Here is a 14,284-nt window from a genome sequence, read left to right as displayed (position 1 = left end):
GCTCCTTATTTTCTGAAGGTTCTTTCGTAGTCCTCGAAACGAATTTTTCTGATCTGCTTTCGATGGGCAGAACGGACAATAATCCCTTCCGATTTCCCCGAAGCATCAATCCCGACCCTGGTTTGTTCGAAGCTCTTCAAATAACGAAACGTATTCTCAAGCGAGGTTGGGAACTCCGCGCCGCTGACCTCATGTAACAAAGGAGCATATGCAAGCTCATTGGCTTCTATAAATTTGTTTTTTTCTAATTCGCTATAAAAAGGCTGATTCCCGTGCTCCCGCCACTCCGCAATCTTCTCACTCGGTAATAGAAGGAGACTGTCCAGTTCACTTCTGGTCAATGAAAAGACGTCAAACACTCTATAGGCCTGGGTCTTATTCTCGGTATAGTTTTTGGCAGCTTTCGTTTTACCGCCATACGACTCCTGATACACAACGGTTAAAGCCCAATCGCCTTGAAGAAAGTCATTTGCAGTCAATTGTTCCGCAAGAGGCTTAAGAAATTCGGAGATATTCCCGTACGGATTCCCGATGCGATCTCCCTTGGCGTATAACAGCTCTTCTCTGGAGCCGATCAAATAATCGATCTCGCCCGATGGATTCTTTAAGAAAATGATTCTTGCGTTCTCTCCGTCTACTTTCTCGTAAATATAGATGGTATCGGAATCGTTCAGATATCCCCGCTCTTCGTTTAACTCCTCCGTTAATTTCCCCCGCTCGCCCAGCTTATGATAGGTAAGAATACTCGGATACTTGGTTAACGAGTTGATTTTCCTCAGATCCATATATATTTCCACTCCTTATTAAGTAATCTTACTTAATCTCCCTCGCCGAAGTCGAGTGCCGCTGCCCTCTCTCTATCATAATCGAGCACAACTTCCACATAAAGGGATTTAATTGTTTTTTCCATTTCTCTCAATATCCCTTTCGTTTAGAATAGAGAGAATAAAAGGAGGGAATAAGATGGCCCTAGAACGCAGACATCTTAGAGGGGATTGTGAAAACTGCTTTGGCTTATGCTGTGTCGCACTTCCTTTTGCCGCATCTGCGGACTTTGCTATAGATAAAAACAGCGGACAGCCGTGCCGCAATCTGCAGGAGGATTTCCGGTGCGGCATCCACAATAATCTTCGGCAGCAGGGCTTCCGGGGCTGTACCGTATACGACTGCTTTGGAGCCGGACAGAAGCTTTCGCAGTTCACCTTCGGCGGCCGCAGCTGGCGGCATGAGCCACACAAGGCGAAGCAAATATTTGAGGTATTCCCCGCCATGTGGCATCTTCACGAGCTGCTCTGGTATTTGACCGGAGCGGCAGAGCATCAAGCAGCCCGGCCGATCCGCCAAGAGCTTCAAGCGCAGCTTGAGGAGACGGAACGCCTCACCTGCCTGGACGCCGATGCCCTGCTGGAGCTGGATGTCGCCGCCCACCGCGCCAAAGTGAACGCTCTGCTGCTGCAGACAAGCGAGCTTGTGCGGGCTGAAGCCCCTCCGCTTAAGGGGGATTCCCGCAGCCGCAAGAAGAAAGTCATCGGACGTGGGGCCGATCTAATGGGAGCCAAGCTGCAAGGCGCGGACCTTCGGGGAGCTAATCTGCGTGGGGCTTTCCTCATTGCCGCCGATCTCCGGGGATCCGACCTCCGCTATGCGGATCTGATTGGAGCCGATATGCGGGATACCGACCTGTCTGGAGCCGACTTAAGCGAGAGTCTCTTCCTGACCCAAGTCCAGCTGCAAGCCGCAAAAGGCAATGCGGACACCAAGCTTCCGCCGGCACTTAACCGGCCAGAGCATTGGAACAGCAAAAAGCCGGCCACGTCTTAGGATGGTGACCGGCCTTCGCCTTAGATCGTATTATTATTGATACGGCGCTGCGATCCGTTCCAAATAGTCCTCAATCGGCAGCGATTTTCTCATATCCATCAACTGATGAGCAGCTTCGCCCACCAGCGTGCGAAACTGATTGCTCTCGCCAATGGCAAGCCGGGCAATAGCATCTACAATCGTTTGCGGATCATCCACCCCGCCTTCGGCGGCTTTGGACATCATCGCTTTTACCTTTGCGGTAATCTCATCATAATCGGTAATCTCCTCGCTATTACCCCAGACAATTTTATCCACAAAGTTATTGCCCGACGAACCGCCCTGCTCCACCAGCCTCAGCTCGATGCCAAGCGGCTTCAGCTCGTAATACAATCCTTCGATTAATCCTTCCAAAGCAAATTTGGACATATTATATAAGGAGCCGGTAGGCACGGCCGTGGTGACGCCCATAAACGAGCTGATTGTAATGAACATGCCGGATTTATTCGCCCGGAAATGCGGCAGCATTGCACGAATCACATTGATAGGACCGCGTACGTTTACGCCAAGCTGCCAGTCAATGGTCTCCTCCTTTGCCAGCTCCAATGCTCCATAAGCTCCAACTCCTGCATTGTTCACGACAACATCAATCCGCCCGAAAGCTTCAATCGCATCGGCCACGGCTGCCTGGACCTGCTCCACATCCGTTACATCGAGCTTAAACAGCTTAATATTGCCGTACTGCGTCAGCTCTGTTTCATTCTCCGGTGTCCGCATCGTTGCCGCAACATTCCAGCCCAGCTTGGCAAAATGAATCGCCGTCAGCTTACCTAGTCCGCTGCTTGTTCCTGTAATAAAGATCGTTTTGCTCATTATGATTCTCTCCTCTACCTCAATTTTAGATCGAACGTTCATTCTAACTGTCTTAAAAACCGGCCCAACAGACCGGACTGCAGAGGAAGCATGCTCAAACGCTCGCGTCCCTTTATTCTCTGCATGCTCCCTGCCAGCACACCTCTATCGCCTGCTGAATCCCGGCATCGGTTAACTCCGTGTTGCCTTGCAAATAGCTCTTCATCATGTAGACAATAGATCCATAATGCATCTGAACAAGCAGCTTGGGATCCATCTCCTTGAACAGCTTCTGCTCCATCGCCTCCGCATAAAGCCCGTTCATCGGCGCGCACCATCCGCCGTTATAGGCTTTCTGCTTAACCTCTTCATAGATGTATGGCGAGAAGGAGTACTGCTCAATAAACTGGAAGCCCTCCGGATATTGCCGGCTGATCTCGATTACTTTCTCCCAGCCCCAAGTAAATCGTTCGCGGATCGTGCCCTCCCGGTTCAGCCCTTCCTGCACGAACTGGCCGTTATACGTAACGATGGCCGTGTACAGCTCATTGATAATCTCTTCTTTGCTGCTGAAATAATGATAAATACTGCCCGTCGACACCTTGGACTCCTTGGCGATCAGCGCCATAGAAGTAGCCTGAAGCTCTTTGCGGATAATAATCGAAAGTGTCGTTTCGAGCACAGCCTTCTGCACTTTATTATATTGCTCAAACATGAGATGCTTCCTCCAGACTGTCCAGACCCATTAGATAGAACGTTCATTCTAGCGTTTATTATGCTTCTTGTTGCTTCCGTTGTCAACTGGCAAGGAGCAGTATACCCAACAGCCAACGAAAAAGCGCATCTCCAGCGATACGCTTCATTAACTCCTCTATGCATACGCCGTTACAATAACCCCGTCGTAATTGTTGCCGGAGATATCGTAATGCTCGCCCTTTGGTACCCGAACGGTTACGCTGTCTCCGACCATCGGGTAGTAGGTAACGGTATACTTTTGATTATCTAATGTGATGGAGAGTCCCTTTGTCTTTTTCAGCTCGTCCAAATATTGCTCAAGCGTCAGGTCCTGCTGATACATGATGGCGCTGTGTGCACGCCCGACATAACGGAAATGCCACGGCTCAAACTTAATGCCCGTAATCTCTTCTTTACCCTTCGGATAGCGTAAAATAAAACCATACTCCCAGGCATGCTGCTCCAGCCATTTGCCTTCCTTTGCATCTTCCATCTTCGCCTCTGTTGAACCGATATCCAGCGATACTCCAAGATTATGCTCGCTATGGTAAGCCGGAAGCGCATAGTCATGTCCCATATCGCGGTATAGCTGGTCCTGCTTATCCGCGTCGCGATACCCGCTGTTGATGAGAAAATGATTCACGCCGTCTTTTGCCGCACCTGCTACCATCTTGCCAAATGATTTAACAATCGACTGTGACAGCTGAATGGACGGATCGAGCAAGCCGAAGCCCTTCACCAGATCCGAACGATCGGACAGCGAGACGACATCCGAACGTATTCCTTCCTGATGCAAGGCATAGTCCGCATTCACAAGGAGCAAATCCCCCTGATACATCTGCTCCTTGCTTACGGTAATCATCTGGCTGTCTTTCGACGGCAGCGACCCGTTCTCTATATTAACCTTGCCTTCCCCGCCGCTTTTCACATTAAGCTGCGGGATTCCGTAACTAAGCAGAATAACAAGGATAAACGCAAAAACAACCCACTTCTTCATGCTCCATTCCCCTTTGCTTGTTCATGCAATTAAGAATACGGCATACTTTTTAAGAAGAAGTGGGGAAAAAGTTAAAGTTTTTCTTAAATTGGCAATCTGACCGTGAAAATGGTGCGAATCGTGCTGCTCTCCGCGGTAATGGTGCCTTCGTGCTGCTCCACGATGTTTTTGACGATAAACAGCCCCAAGCCCGTGCTTCCTTCCGGAGAGCGGGCACGGTCGCCGGTGTAGAACATGTCGAACAGATGCGGCAGATCCTCCGGCTTGATCGAATCGCCATAATTGATAACCTCCAGGATGGCTTCGCCGTTCTCTATCCGTCCTCTCACGTCGACATATTCTCCATCCTGACCGTAACGGGCGGCGTTGGTCAGCAAGTTCTCGAACACCCTTGCCAGCAGCTCGCCGTCCGCAACCATCATGAGATGGGGAGGAAGGTCCATTCTTGCGGTCAGCCGGCTTTTCTTAAACAGCGGATACAGCTCTTCGCTCATCTGCATCAGCAGTTCGGACAGATCGATCTCCCGCTTTTCTAGGGTCAGCATGCCGTAGTTCATCCGGGTCAACTCAAACAGCTCATCAACGAGCCGCTCCAGGCGCTGAGACTTATTAAACGCTATAGCCGCAAAATGCTTGACCTGCTCCGGTGTCAGCTGCTCGTCACGAAGAATAAAATCCAGGTAGCCGAGCACCGAGGTGAGAGGCGTCCGCAGATCATGCGCGAGATTCAGCACCAGCTGATCCTTGCTCGTCTCGGCGAAATCTCCCCGTTCCACCGCTTTCTGAAGCATTTCGCCGGCCAGATTAAGGTCGCTCGCGATTACTCCAAACTCATCATCCGAGGAGACCTGCACCTGCCCGTTGAAATCGCCGTTGGCCAGCCGGTGAATGCCGTTCGAGATTTCCTTGAAATAGGTAACGTATGGCTTGGTGAACATATAGAAGAAGAAGAACGATAACGGCAGAAAGAAGATCAGGAAAAAATTCAAATCGCCGATGTCGTAGATCCAGCCCCGTGCCTGGGCGATCGGATCATCCGCATAGCGGACTCTCTGATTATAGTAAGACTGCAGCAGCCGATACAGCAAATAAGTGACGGCACCGGAGACAAGCAGACTCATGACGAACAGCTCAATCATCCGGGTCCGGAAGCTGCGCGTTTTTTTAACCTTGGAAAGCATAGCCGACCCCCCATACGGTCTTGATCCATTGCTGCTGCTTCTTGTCCTCGCCAAGCTTCTTGCGCAGCGTCCGGATATGAACCATCACCGTATTGCCGCCGCTCTCATAATAAGCCTCGCCCCATACCTGCTGAAAAATATGCTCTGCGCTGAACACCTTCTTCGGGTGGCTTGCCAGCAGATACAGGATATCGAATTCCTTCGGCGTCAGCTCGATCCGTTCATTGTACAAGGTAACCGTCCGCTGCTCCTGATCAATCGTCAGTCCTCCCGCGATGAGAGCGGACTGATGCACCGAGGATACCGGCTGATTCAGCTGCTTGAAGCGCCTCAGCTGGGCATTGACTCTCGCCAGAAGCTCCATCGGATTAAACGGCTTGGTCATATAATCGTCGGCTCCCATGACGAGGCCGGTTATTTTATCAAAGTCGGACGTCTTGGCACTCAGGAAAATAATCGGCATCCGGTGCTGCTGCTCCCGAATAACCCGGATTACTTCATAACCGTCCATATGCGGCATCATGATGTCGAGAATAACCAGATCGATCGTATTCGTCTGAACGAGACGGACGGCTTCTCTCCCGTCAGCGGCCTTCAGCAGCTGGTAGCCCTCTTTGCCCAGATGAAGTGCGATCAGCTCGGCAATGTCCGGATCATCCTCCGCAATCAAGATCGTTGTTCGCTGCATCCCCATTGTCAATCATTCCTTGTCATTTCTTATTTATTCCATCTCTTATTGTAACCCCTTGGCCGGGCCATAATCAAAAAAAGGCCGTCCCAAGGGGACAGCCTTTACCTTACGCTGCGGAGGAATACTCCGAAGCGGCTTTTTCTTTTTTCACGCCTGCTGCAAGCAGCAGGACCAGACAGCCTCCCGCGATGCTCCACAGTACAGCCGCATTCGTGCTCACTGCATTCAGCCCGCCGAAGTACATAATCTCGCGCAGACCGCCGGTTACGAAACGAAGCGGCGTCCACGAGTACAGCAGGTCATGCGTAGTCGAAGACAGGAACTCCACCGGCATATTTAGAATCGGCATGGAGAAGAACATAAGCAAGACGAGAATCGCCATGGCCGGGAAGCCGATCCAGTTCAGCAGCATCGACTGCAGCAGGTAGAACATGGATCCGCCAAGCCAGAGGAACAGCCATGTATCTAAGGCTGCCGTCATCTCCATGCCGTACCAGGCATTGGCCATCCAGACCAGGAAGCCGGATGCGCCGCCAACCAGAACAATGCCGAGAATGGGCTGCAGCAGGTGAACTTCCCATTTGCGGCCAGTCGCTTTCTTCGCGCCGTTACTTGCCAGGAACAGCATCATAGCGGTTACCAGACTGCCCATCCACATGATTTGCGTCATGAGTCCCGGTGCATTGCCGCTCGCATTATTAGCGCCAACCGGGTGAACGGTCTCATCCGTCACTTGAATCGGAGCCAGCAAGGCCGATGCCGTAGCAACAGGGATCTGCTCCGAACGCTGGGACAGCTGCTCGAGCGCTGATTTGGACAGCTCGAGGGATACCATCTTCATCACTTGACCGAGACCTTGCTTCACAAGGGTGGCCGCCTGTGTGTTCATGCCTTCATTGCTAATAATCTGCACGGTTGCGGGTGACGGTGACGGTCCCATCATCGACGCTACACCTGCGCTCAGGTCCTTCGGCAGCACCAGCGCGCCGTAATAGTCACGCGAATTCAGCCCCTCGCGGGCTTCTTCTTCCGAGCTGACAATCTTCCAGCTGATCGGCAGCTGTTGATTGCCGGTTAGCTGCTTCTTGATCATCTCGCCCACGGCCAGCTTATCGCCGGTCGGCAGATCAACTGGCGCATCAAGCACGACCAGTGCCACAGGCACATGACTTGGTTTCGTCCCCAGTACGGAGCCCATCATGGCAAGACCAAACACCGTAAGTACCAGTGTAATGATCAGAACTCCAATCCATAACATTTTCTGTCTAAAAATAGCCATTTCCACTCTCATCTCCTATTTATATAAATGAACAGCATGTTGATTAGTGATCACGTTGTTAATTATAATGAGAGATGAAGGAAATACAATAATCATTCCTCGCCAACCTGTTCAGTACTCATCACATCGCTCACGCGGTGTTCATTAACGCAGCAAAATTGTGGAGGAGACGCCGTTATGTCCGAGAAGATCGACCGGAGAAAAGCAAAGACCAAACAGCAGATCTATGAATCGTTCATGAGTCTGATCGCGGAAAAAGGCGTGGAAAACGTAACCGTTACGGATATTACAAATCATGCTAATTTAAACCGGGGAACCTTCTATTTGCATTACCGCGATGTTCCCGATCTGCTGCAGCAGCTCAAGGATTATGTGTTCAAGAGCATTGAGCAGTATGTGATGAAGCTCGACTTCCGCAAAGCCATGGAGTATGGGAATCTGCAGGAGCCATACCCGCTTGGTGTCCAAATTTTCGAGGAGTTTGCGAGGCATGCGGATTTCCTGAAGGTCATGTTTGGACCCAAAGGCGATCTTTCCTACGCCATTCAATTCCGCAAGCTGATGACCAGGCATATTTACGAGAAGATCAACATTCCTGAAGCCGCTAATCTGAATATAAGGCGGGACTACGTCGTCGCTTATATGACCTCGGCGCATTTCGGCATGCTGATGCATTGGATTGAATGCGACATGGATCAGACGCCAACGCAGATGGCTTTCATTATGATGAATATCGTCAATTTCGGTCCCCTGGTATCCTTTGGATTGAAAGAAAAACCTCTTGCCTAGAATAGACAAAGAGCCCTCTCTAAGCGTGAAGGCTCTTCTTTCTCTTCATTATTCATTATCTCCGGAATTCGGAATACCACTTCGGCACAAGCCGTTCAAAGCCGTCATGGTCCTCCCATACCCTGTTTATTCTGACCAGCATATCATCCAGCTCCTCCGGGCGTACGCGAAGAATCCAGACCACCGACGACAGAATCGTCAGCGCAATATAGAGCGAGTATAAGGCCCAGAAGGAATCATCCGCCGTCTCGTCCCCGTAATAGCCGTCGATTTGACCCACCGCAAACGGAATACTGACCTCCGCGCTGAAGAAGCCCGCCTTCAGAAACTCATGCACAGGATCTCCCCAGTCAAACCGGTTCACATCAATAACGCCCGACAGCCGTTTATCCTTCACGATCAGATTGCCGACATGAAAGTCATCATGCTGCAGGATGTTCGGGCGGCCCTTCATTCGGCCAAGATTCGCTTCGATAAAAGAAATCAGCTTGTCCTCATAAGGAATGGTTACCCCGCTTTGCTCGTAGCCCTCCCGGTATCGTCTATATTTCGCAACGACCCGGCTCTCCCACGGCTCAACATCGTCCGGTGCATGGATTTGATGGATTTTGCGAAGCTCGGCTCCGGCTTGAAGACCAATCTCATACTGCTCGCCAAGGCTTAAGAGCGGAAGCTCGTCTGTCGCATCGCCGCCATCAATATAAGATAGCAGCATATAGCCGAGCGCGTAATCCTCCAGCCTGCCAACAGCAATGGGCTTCGAGCACATCACAGCCTGCTCCCGCAGCTGCTCGAGCACGCGGAATTCCTGCCGTTTCCTTGTATCCTCTTCGAGCGCATAAGTGCGAAGCAGATACTGCGGCTGGCCGTCACGGCTATACGCGATATATTTGCTGTCGCTGGAGTATCCTTTATGAATCAGCTCCAGCCTCTCGCAATCCTGCAGCTCAGGTATTCCAGAGAGTAAATCATTCATGTCCATCCCTCCTTCCGGTAAAAAGATAATAAAGCGCTCCGTATGAGCACGGATATATCGGGCAAGCCGGTGCAGGCTGCCAGGCACCTCTAACTGAAAACGTCTGTAGCAGTCCTCCACCTGCTCCCGCAGGTCATCATGCAGCTCCAGATCTTTAAACGTCACTTCGCTTAACGTACTTTCTTGCTGCAAGACATGAGCTTCAAGCATAGCCTGAAGCTCCTTCAGGATAGAGGACATCGCTTCATCTCCGAAGAACCTCACTGCCTTCGTCACGCCTTCCCAATAGCCGCGCTGACCGAGCACATGAGCCGTCCAGCAGAACAGCTCCATCGGCGATTGCTTCGCATGATCGTACCAGGCCGCATACAGGAACAAGGCCTGCTGCTGGCGGTTCAGCTTCGCAAGCACCTTTGACTTCACGGCAAAGCTCTTCCCTCGAATCTGTTCGGCAATGGGCTTTACGCACGCACGCCTTAACTCGTCGTCTCCCAGCTCCTCGAATTGCTTCCTGCTTATCGTAATAAACAACGAAACACCCCTTTTCCCTACAAAAGATACGCCAAAAACAGGAAATTGTTGCACGCCTCTAACATCATCCGCCTGTTTGTGTTGAAATTCCCTCTTTGTATGTTTACCGCCCTATCTTCTAATCCTAAAAATACTTTCCTGAGAATCAGCTTACTATAATTGAGAAACTTATAAAAATTGAGTAAACTAGAAGAAATAAAGGAGGCGGACTTATATGACCGAATCGGCAACACATTTTGAACTTGGCATTAGCACCTTTCTGGAAGCAAAACCTTATCCGGGCATGGGGAATGCCTACAGCCATGCAGAACGGATCCGCAACAGCGTGGAAGAGATGATTCTGGCCGACCAGGTTGGCCTTGACGTATATGGAATCGGCGAGCATCACCGCGCGGATTATGCAGCCAGCGCACCGCATGTCATTTTGGCGGCTGCAGCCGCGCAGACAAAGCATCTTCGTCTGACAAGCGCCGTGACGGTACTGTCCTCGGATGATCCGGTCCGTGTCTACCAGGGCTTCTCTACCGTGGATGCGATCTCGAACGGCCGCGCTGAAATTATGGCGGGCAGAGGCTCGTTTATCGAATCGTTCCCGCTCTTTGGCTACAGCCTGGAAGACTATGATGAGCTGTTCGACGAGAAGCTGGAGCTGCTGCTCCAAATTACGAAGGAAGAGAAAGTGACCTGGCAGGGCAATCACCGTGCTGCCCTCGACAATCTGGCGGTTTATCCGCGTGCGGTTCAGGACCCGCTTCCCGTCTGGATCGCAACAGGCGGCAACCCGCAGTCGGCGATTCGCGCGGGCGTGCTTGGTCTTCCTGTATGCTTTGCCATTATAGGCGGTATGCCGGAGCGGTTCGCTCCCCTTGTTGAATTGTACAAAGAAGCCTACACCCGTGCCGGGCATGATCCGAAAAAAATGCAAATCGGCACGCATTCGCATGGCTTCATCAGCGATACGGAAGCAAGAGCGGCTGAGCTCTTCTACCCGGCTCAGCAGGCGATGATGAATGTCATCGGCCGTGAACGCGGATGGCCTCCGTACACGTTTGAAGCTTTCGACGCGGCACGCAGCCTGCGCGGAGCGCTTTATGTCGGCGAAGCGGAATATGTAGCGGAGAAAATTATTTTGCTGCACAAGAACCTGGGCCTGACCCGCTTCTTCCTGCATGTCGACACCAGCTCAATTCCCCACAAGGATATGATGCGTGCGATTGAGCTTCTTGGCACCAAGGTTGCGCCTATTGTCCGCAAGGAAATTACCGCAGCTTCGAAATAAGAATACAAACGCAAAAAGTGCGGGCCGGCTGACGGCTCGCACTTTTGTTCTAAGTAGGAGAAGGGGCGGCCACTCTCCACCCCTTCCTTCTTATTGGGATAACAGGTTATACAGCACTTGAGCCGCTTCCGCTCTTGTGGACACGCCTTCCGGATTCAGCTTATTGCCGCTTCCTTTAATAACGCCAGTCTCAACAAGGGCTGCAAACGCCGTTTGCGCATAGCCTGCGATGTCCGCAGCATCCGAATAAGAAGCTGCAGCCGCGCCTGTTTTTGCCGTTGGCAGCTCGCCTAATTGCTCCAGCGAACGGTACAGCAAGGTAAACAGCTCTTGGCGTGTAATCTTGTTATTCGGATTAAACTTGTTCTCGCCCGAACCTGTTGCGATGCCAAGGCGTTTGGCAGCAGCCAGATAGTTCGTGTAATACGTCTTGCCTGCATCGGCGAAGTTCGCCGCGCCGTCTGCTTCAGGCGTTATGCCGTAAGCATTCAGCAGCAGAACGATGAACTGACCTCTTGTCAGCTCCGCATTTGGGCTGAAGTGAGCTTCATCCGTGCCGCCGGTAATTTCACGGGCAGCCAGGAAGCTGACAGCATGATGGAACCAGGCCGTTGTTGGTACGTCCAAAAAGCTTACTTTATTGAAGCCGATAATGTATTGCGAGAAGTGAGTCGTTGTGAAGTTGACCGTTCCTGCTGCTGCATTGAAGCGGCCGCGGATCGTCTGCGGATCACCAGAGTCCGCTACATGGTATACAACAATGGATTCCGGATCTTCTCCTGCCTTCAGGGTGTACGGTATGCTCACTTGCACCTTGCCGCCGCCGAAGCTCGAGATTTGTTTGTCGCCTGCAAAGACAGACAGATCATAGACAGGACGGTCGCCTAGTACTTCCTTGCCTTCAGCCGTCAGCTCGAATTGGGAGACAATAAGGCTGATATCGCCGGACTCCGAATTAGCACTGATGCTTTCTACCGCTTTCGAATCAAACGTTACGGTCCCAATCGACAGATCCGCCTTCACCGCTGCATTAGTACCCGAAGCAATCGAGTTGAAGGAATTTCTGGGAACCGTTAATTGCGAAGAAGTTGTATCCGCCGTTGCAGGAACTTGGAAGCCGATAACGGCCGCTTTGCCTGCTGCTTCTGCTTTGGAAGCTTTCGTAATCAGGCTGGTTACATCGCTAGCCGATACCGCGGCTACCGTCTCGCCCGTTGCCGGATCGGTTGTACCCGTTACGGTTACCGAATTCACCGCATTAACCTCTTCAATTGGTGTTGTTGGAGTGGTAGGATTTGTCGGCGTTGTTGGGGTAGTTGGCGTGGTTGGTCCGTCAAAAGCCGGAACAATCACATCAACCGCTTGGCCTGCTGCATATGGCACGGCTGTTGGTCCGTTCTGTGCATTTGTTGGACCGTTATAACCGTTTTTCGCTGCATATCTTACCGAATACGTTCCAGCTGCAAGACCCGTAATGGCATTGCCGGATACGGCTGTGTAAGCCGAATCAGCCGCGCCTTTCAGCTTGTATTCCAATGCTTTGTTTGTTATACCTGTAATTTGGCCATTGTTGTTCGCGCTCGTGGTTGGCGCAACGCCCGTCAGTCCGGTTGGTGTTGCTTCCAGACGCGTGAGCAATTTATCCAGCGCGCTTGTGTAGTTCGCATGATTGCGGATAACGCCGTCAGCTACGGCATAATCCGGCTGAATGTTCTTCCACGTATACATCAATTCCACATGACCAAGAATCGGCGCTTTGCTGCCATCCGCGCTCACGTTGTCCTTGTTGTAAGCAAACAGGTAAGGAACCTGCAGCTTGTTGGCAACTACATTAGTGCCATTTTCCACATAATTGACGTTGTTCGAAGCCGGTAAGTATTGGGTCTTAATGTTGGTCAGGTACTTGTTCACCAGATCAACATACAGCTTGGCCAGCGGGTGATTCGTGTCGCGCACTTGCAGGAACGTGCTGTTATGCGGATCAGCGCTTGGATCAAGCACCGAGATGCCCGCATCCAGCTTCGTATCCCAGAAGTAGACCTTATCGACGTTATACTTCTTCGCATATTCATCAATGAAACGGATTGCCGCTTGCGTATTCGGGCACCACGAACCGCCGAACAGGATTACGTAGTTGCCTTCGCTATCAAGCAAGTGATTCAATTCGTCATAAGTGACATGCACAAAGACAAGCTCGCCGTCATTGCCGACTACTTCGCCATTCTCCTCATGTGTCGGGAAAATGTCGCGTCCTACCGTTTGATCTTCATGCTTGTTAAACGCCGGAGCGATGAAATCCCAGCTCGTCAGGCTGTCGTAGTCAGCAGCCGGCACTTTATTAAATACATTCAATACCTGTTCCTTGTAGCTGTCGACTTTAGCTGTATCCAGCGCATCGCCGTCGTTCGGATCAGCTGTCAGGAAGTCGTTCCAGGTGTAATCCGCGGAAGAACCGTGCTTCTCAAGCGAGGCGATGATGGGTGCAGCATTCCCTTCGCCATCCTTGTGGTCCTTGTCATAAATAAACAGGAACGGGGACTCGATTTTCTTCGCTTCACCGCTTGCAATCACCGTCGAAGCAGCGGTAACCGTACCGGTAGTTGTTACTTTATCCGGCGACTTCTTGCTGTATGTGATCGCAGCATCGGTATTGGGATTAAGGTTCGTCAAATACTTGTCTGCCAGCTCAACGTACAGCTCGTTGAAATCATAATAGTTGGTCGTGTTTGTAGTTACACCTTGCGAAGTGGAAGTTACCACTTTGGTGTAAGGGTTCTCCTGCTGCTCGGCAATATCAACTGCAGCGCCGTCCAGCTTCGTATCGAAATTATAGACGGTATCTACGCCATACTGCTTGGCCACCTGGTTAATAAAGCCGATATCCGCCTGCGTCTCCTCGCTCCATGCCCCGCCGACCAAAACGGCATATGTACCTTCGCTGTCCAGCAGCGTGACCAGATCCTCATAAGTAACGGTCTTCAAGACATGGCTTGTATCATTCAAATGCGGATAGACATCGTTAAAATAATCATAATGGCTGACTGCGCTATTAAAGCTGCTCACTTCTGCGGCACGCGCCGTGCCGGTCTGGAAGACCGGCAGCACCAGCGCGGTAGCAAGCAGAAGAGATAATGTGCGATTGAATCGTTTCATGTGTATATACTCCTCTCCTAT

12 protein-coding genes are annotated in these 14,284 nt (G+C 51.3%); 3 read left to right on the top strand and 9 right to left on the bottom strand.

Annotation, left to right across the window (positions count from 1 at the left end; translation table 11 throughout):
- Positions 1–5: 5 nt before the first annotated feature.
- A complete protein-coding gene (locus BM200_RS25845; protein WP_091189646.1) occupies positions 6–785 on the bottom strand; it encodes an RNA ligase family protein in 780 nt (259 codons plus the stop codon).
- Between the two features lie 178 nt (positions 786–963).
- Between BM200_RS25845 and BM200_RS25840 the strand changes: the two genes are divergently transcribed.
- Positions 964–1,821, top strand: a complete 858-nt coding sequence (locus BM200_RS25840; RefSeq protein ID WP_091189644.1) for a pentapeptide repeat-containing protein — start codon at positions 964–966, stop codon at positions 1,819–1,821.
- Between the two features lie 33 nt (positions 1,822–1,854).
- Here BM200_RS25840 and BM200_RS25835 read toward each other — a convergent pair whose 3' ends face one another.
- From BM200_RS25835 to BM200_RS25810, 6 genes are all read right to left on the bottom strand, one after another.
- Positions 1,855–2,673 carry an SDR family oxidoreductase gene (locus BM200_RS25835; protein ID WP_091189643.1) on the bottom strand — a complete coding sequence of 273 codons (819 nt, stop codon included), beginning with the start codon at positions 2,671–2,673 and terminating at the stop codon, positions 1,855–1,857.
- A 112-nt stretch (positions 2,674–2,785) separates the two neighbouring features.
- Positions 2,786–3,367, bottom strand: a complete 582-nt coding sequence (locus BM200_RS25830; RefSeq protein WP_091189642.1) for a TetR/AcrR family transcriptional regulator — start codon at positions 3,365–3,367, stop codon at positions 2,786–2,788.
- Between the two features lie 156 nt (positions 3,368–3,523).
- Entirely contained in the window at positions 3,524–4,384 is an 861-nt protein-coding gene (locus tag BM200_RS25825; RefSeq protein WP_091189640.1) for a M15 family metallopeptidase, read from the bottom strand.
- 83 nt (positions 4,385–4,467) lie between these two features.
- A complete protein-coding gene (locus BM200_RS25820) occupies positions 4,468–5,565 on the bottom strand; it encodes a sensor histidine kinase (RefSeq protein WP_091189639.1) in 1,098 nt (365 codons plus the stop codon).
- Positions 5,549–6,253, bottom strand: a complete 705-nt coding sequence (locus tag BM200_RS25815) for a response regulator transcription factor (protein ID WP_091190108.1) — start codon at positions 6,251–6,253, stop codon at positions 5,549–5,551. Before BM200_RS25815 ends, BM200_RS25820 begins: the two co-directional genes overlap by 17 nt.
- Before the next feature lie 109 nt (positions 6,254–6,362).
- Positions 6,363–7,535 (bottom strand): YhgE/Pip domain-containing protein, encoded by a 1,173-nt coding sequence (locus tag BM200_RS25810; RefSeq protein WP_091189637.1) that lies wholly within the window; start codon positions 7,533–7,535, stop codon positions 6,363–6,365.
- Between the two features lie 177 nt (positions 7,536–7,712).
- Here BM200_RS25810 and BM200_RS25805 point away from each other — a divergent pair, with 177 nt between their 5' ends.
- Entirely contained in the window at positions 7,713–8,324 is a 612-nt protein-coding gene (locus tag BM200_RS25805; protein ID WP_091189636.1) for a TetR/AcrR family transcriptional regulator, read from the top strand.
- 55 nt (positions 8,325–8,379) lie between these two features.
- Here BM200_RS25805 and BM200_RS30510 read toward each other — a convergent pair whose 3' ends face one another.
- Positions 8,380–9,831, bottom strand: coding sequence for an aminoglycoside phosphotransferase family protein (locus BM200_RS30510; RefSeq protein WP_245773158.1), 1,452 nt, complete (start codon positions 9,829–9,831; stop codon positions 8,380–8,382).
- A gap of 214 nt (positions 9,832–10,045) precedes the next feature.
- Between BM200_RS30510 and BM200_RS25795 the strand changes: the two genes are divergently transcribed.
- Positions 10,046–11,110, top strand: coding sequence for an LLM class flavin-dependent oxidoreductase (locus tag BM200_RS25795; protein ID WP_091189634.1), 1,065 nt, complete (start codon positions 10,046–10,048; stop codon positions 11,108–11,110).
- 90 nt (positions 11,111–11,200) lie between these two features.
- Here BM200_RS25795 and BM200_RS25790 read toward each other — a convergent pair whose 3' ends face one another.
- Positions 11,201–14,263 (bottom strand): S-layer homology domain-containing protein, encoded by a 3,063-nt coding sequence (locus tag BM200_RS25790; RefSeq protein ID WP_091189633.1) that lies wholly within the window; start codon positions 14,261–14,263, stop codon positions 11,201–11,203.
- Positions 14,264–14,284 lie beyond the last annotated feature (21 nt).

It is taken from the genome of Paenibacillus catalpae, from assembly GCF_900112695.1.
GTDB classification, from domain to species: Bacteria; Bacillota; Bacilli; order Paenibacillales; family Paenibacillaceae; genus Pristimantibacillus; species Pristimantibacillus catalpae.
Note: the sequence above shows the minus strand (reverse complement) of the source record. Positions and strands in the feature narration are given on the sequence as shown.

Bases quoted from the DNA above. Each gene is read 5' to 3' on its own strand.
- BM200_RS25845 (WP_091189646.1), bottom strand. From the start codon at position 785: ATGGATCTGAGGAAAATCAACTCGTTAACCAAGTATCCGAGTATTCTT.
- BM200_RS25840 (WP_091189644.1), top strand. From the start codon at position 964: ATGGCCCTAGAACGCAGACATCTTAGAGGGGATTGTGAAAACTGCTTT.
- BM200_RS25835 (WP_091189643.1), bottom strand. From the start codon at position 2,673: ATGAGCAAAACGATCTTTATTACAGGAACAAGCAGCGGACTAGGTAAG.
- BM200_RS25830 (WP_091189642.1), bottom strand. From the start codon at position 3,367: ATGTTTGAGCAATATAATAAAGTGCAGAAGGCTGTGCTCGAAACGACA.
- BM200_RS25825 (WP_091189640.1), bottom strand. From the start codon at position 4,384: ATGAAGAAGTGGGTTGTTTTTGCGTTTATCCTTGTTATTCTGCTTAGT.
- BM200_RS25820 (WP_091189639.1), bottom strand. From the start codon at position 5,565: ATGCTTTCCAAGGTTAAAAAAACGCGCAGCTTCCGGACCCGGATGATT.
- BM200_RS25815 (WP_091190108.1), bottom strand. From the start codon at position 6,253: ATGCAGCGAACAACGATCTTGATTGCGGAGGATGATCCGGACATTGCC.
- BM200_RS25810 (WP_091189637.1), bottom strand. From the start codon at position 7,535: ATGGCTATTTTTAGACAGAAAATGTTATGGATTGGAGTTCTGATCATT.
- BM200_RS25805 (WP_091189636.1), top strand. From the start codon at position 7,713: ATGTCCGAGAAGATCGACCGGAGAAAAGCAAAGACCAAACAGCAGATC.
- BM200_RS25795 (WP_091189634.1), top strand. From the start codon at position 10,046: ATGACCGAATCGGCAACACATTTTGAACTTGGCATTAGCACCTTTCTG.
- BM200_RS25790 (WP_091189633.1), bottom strand. From the start codon at position 14,263: ATGAAACGATTCAATCGCACATTATCTCTTCTGCTTGCTACCGCGCTG.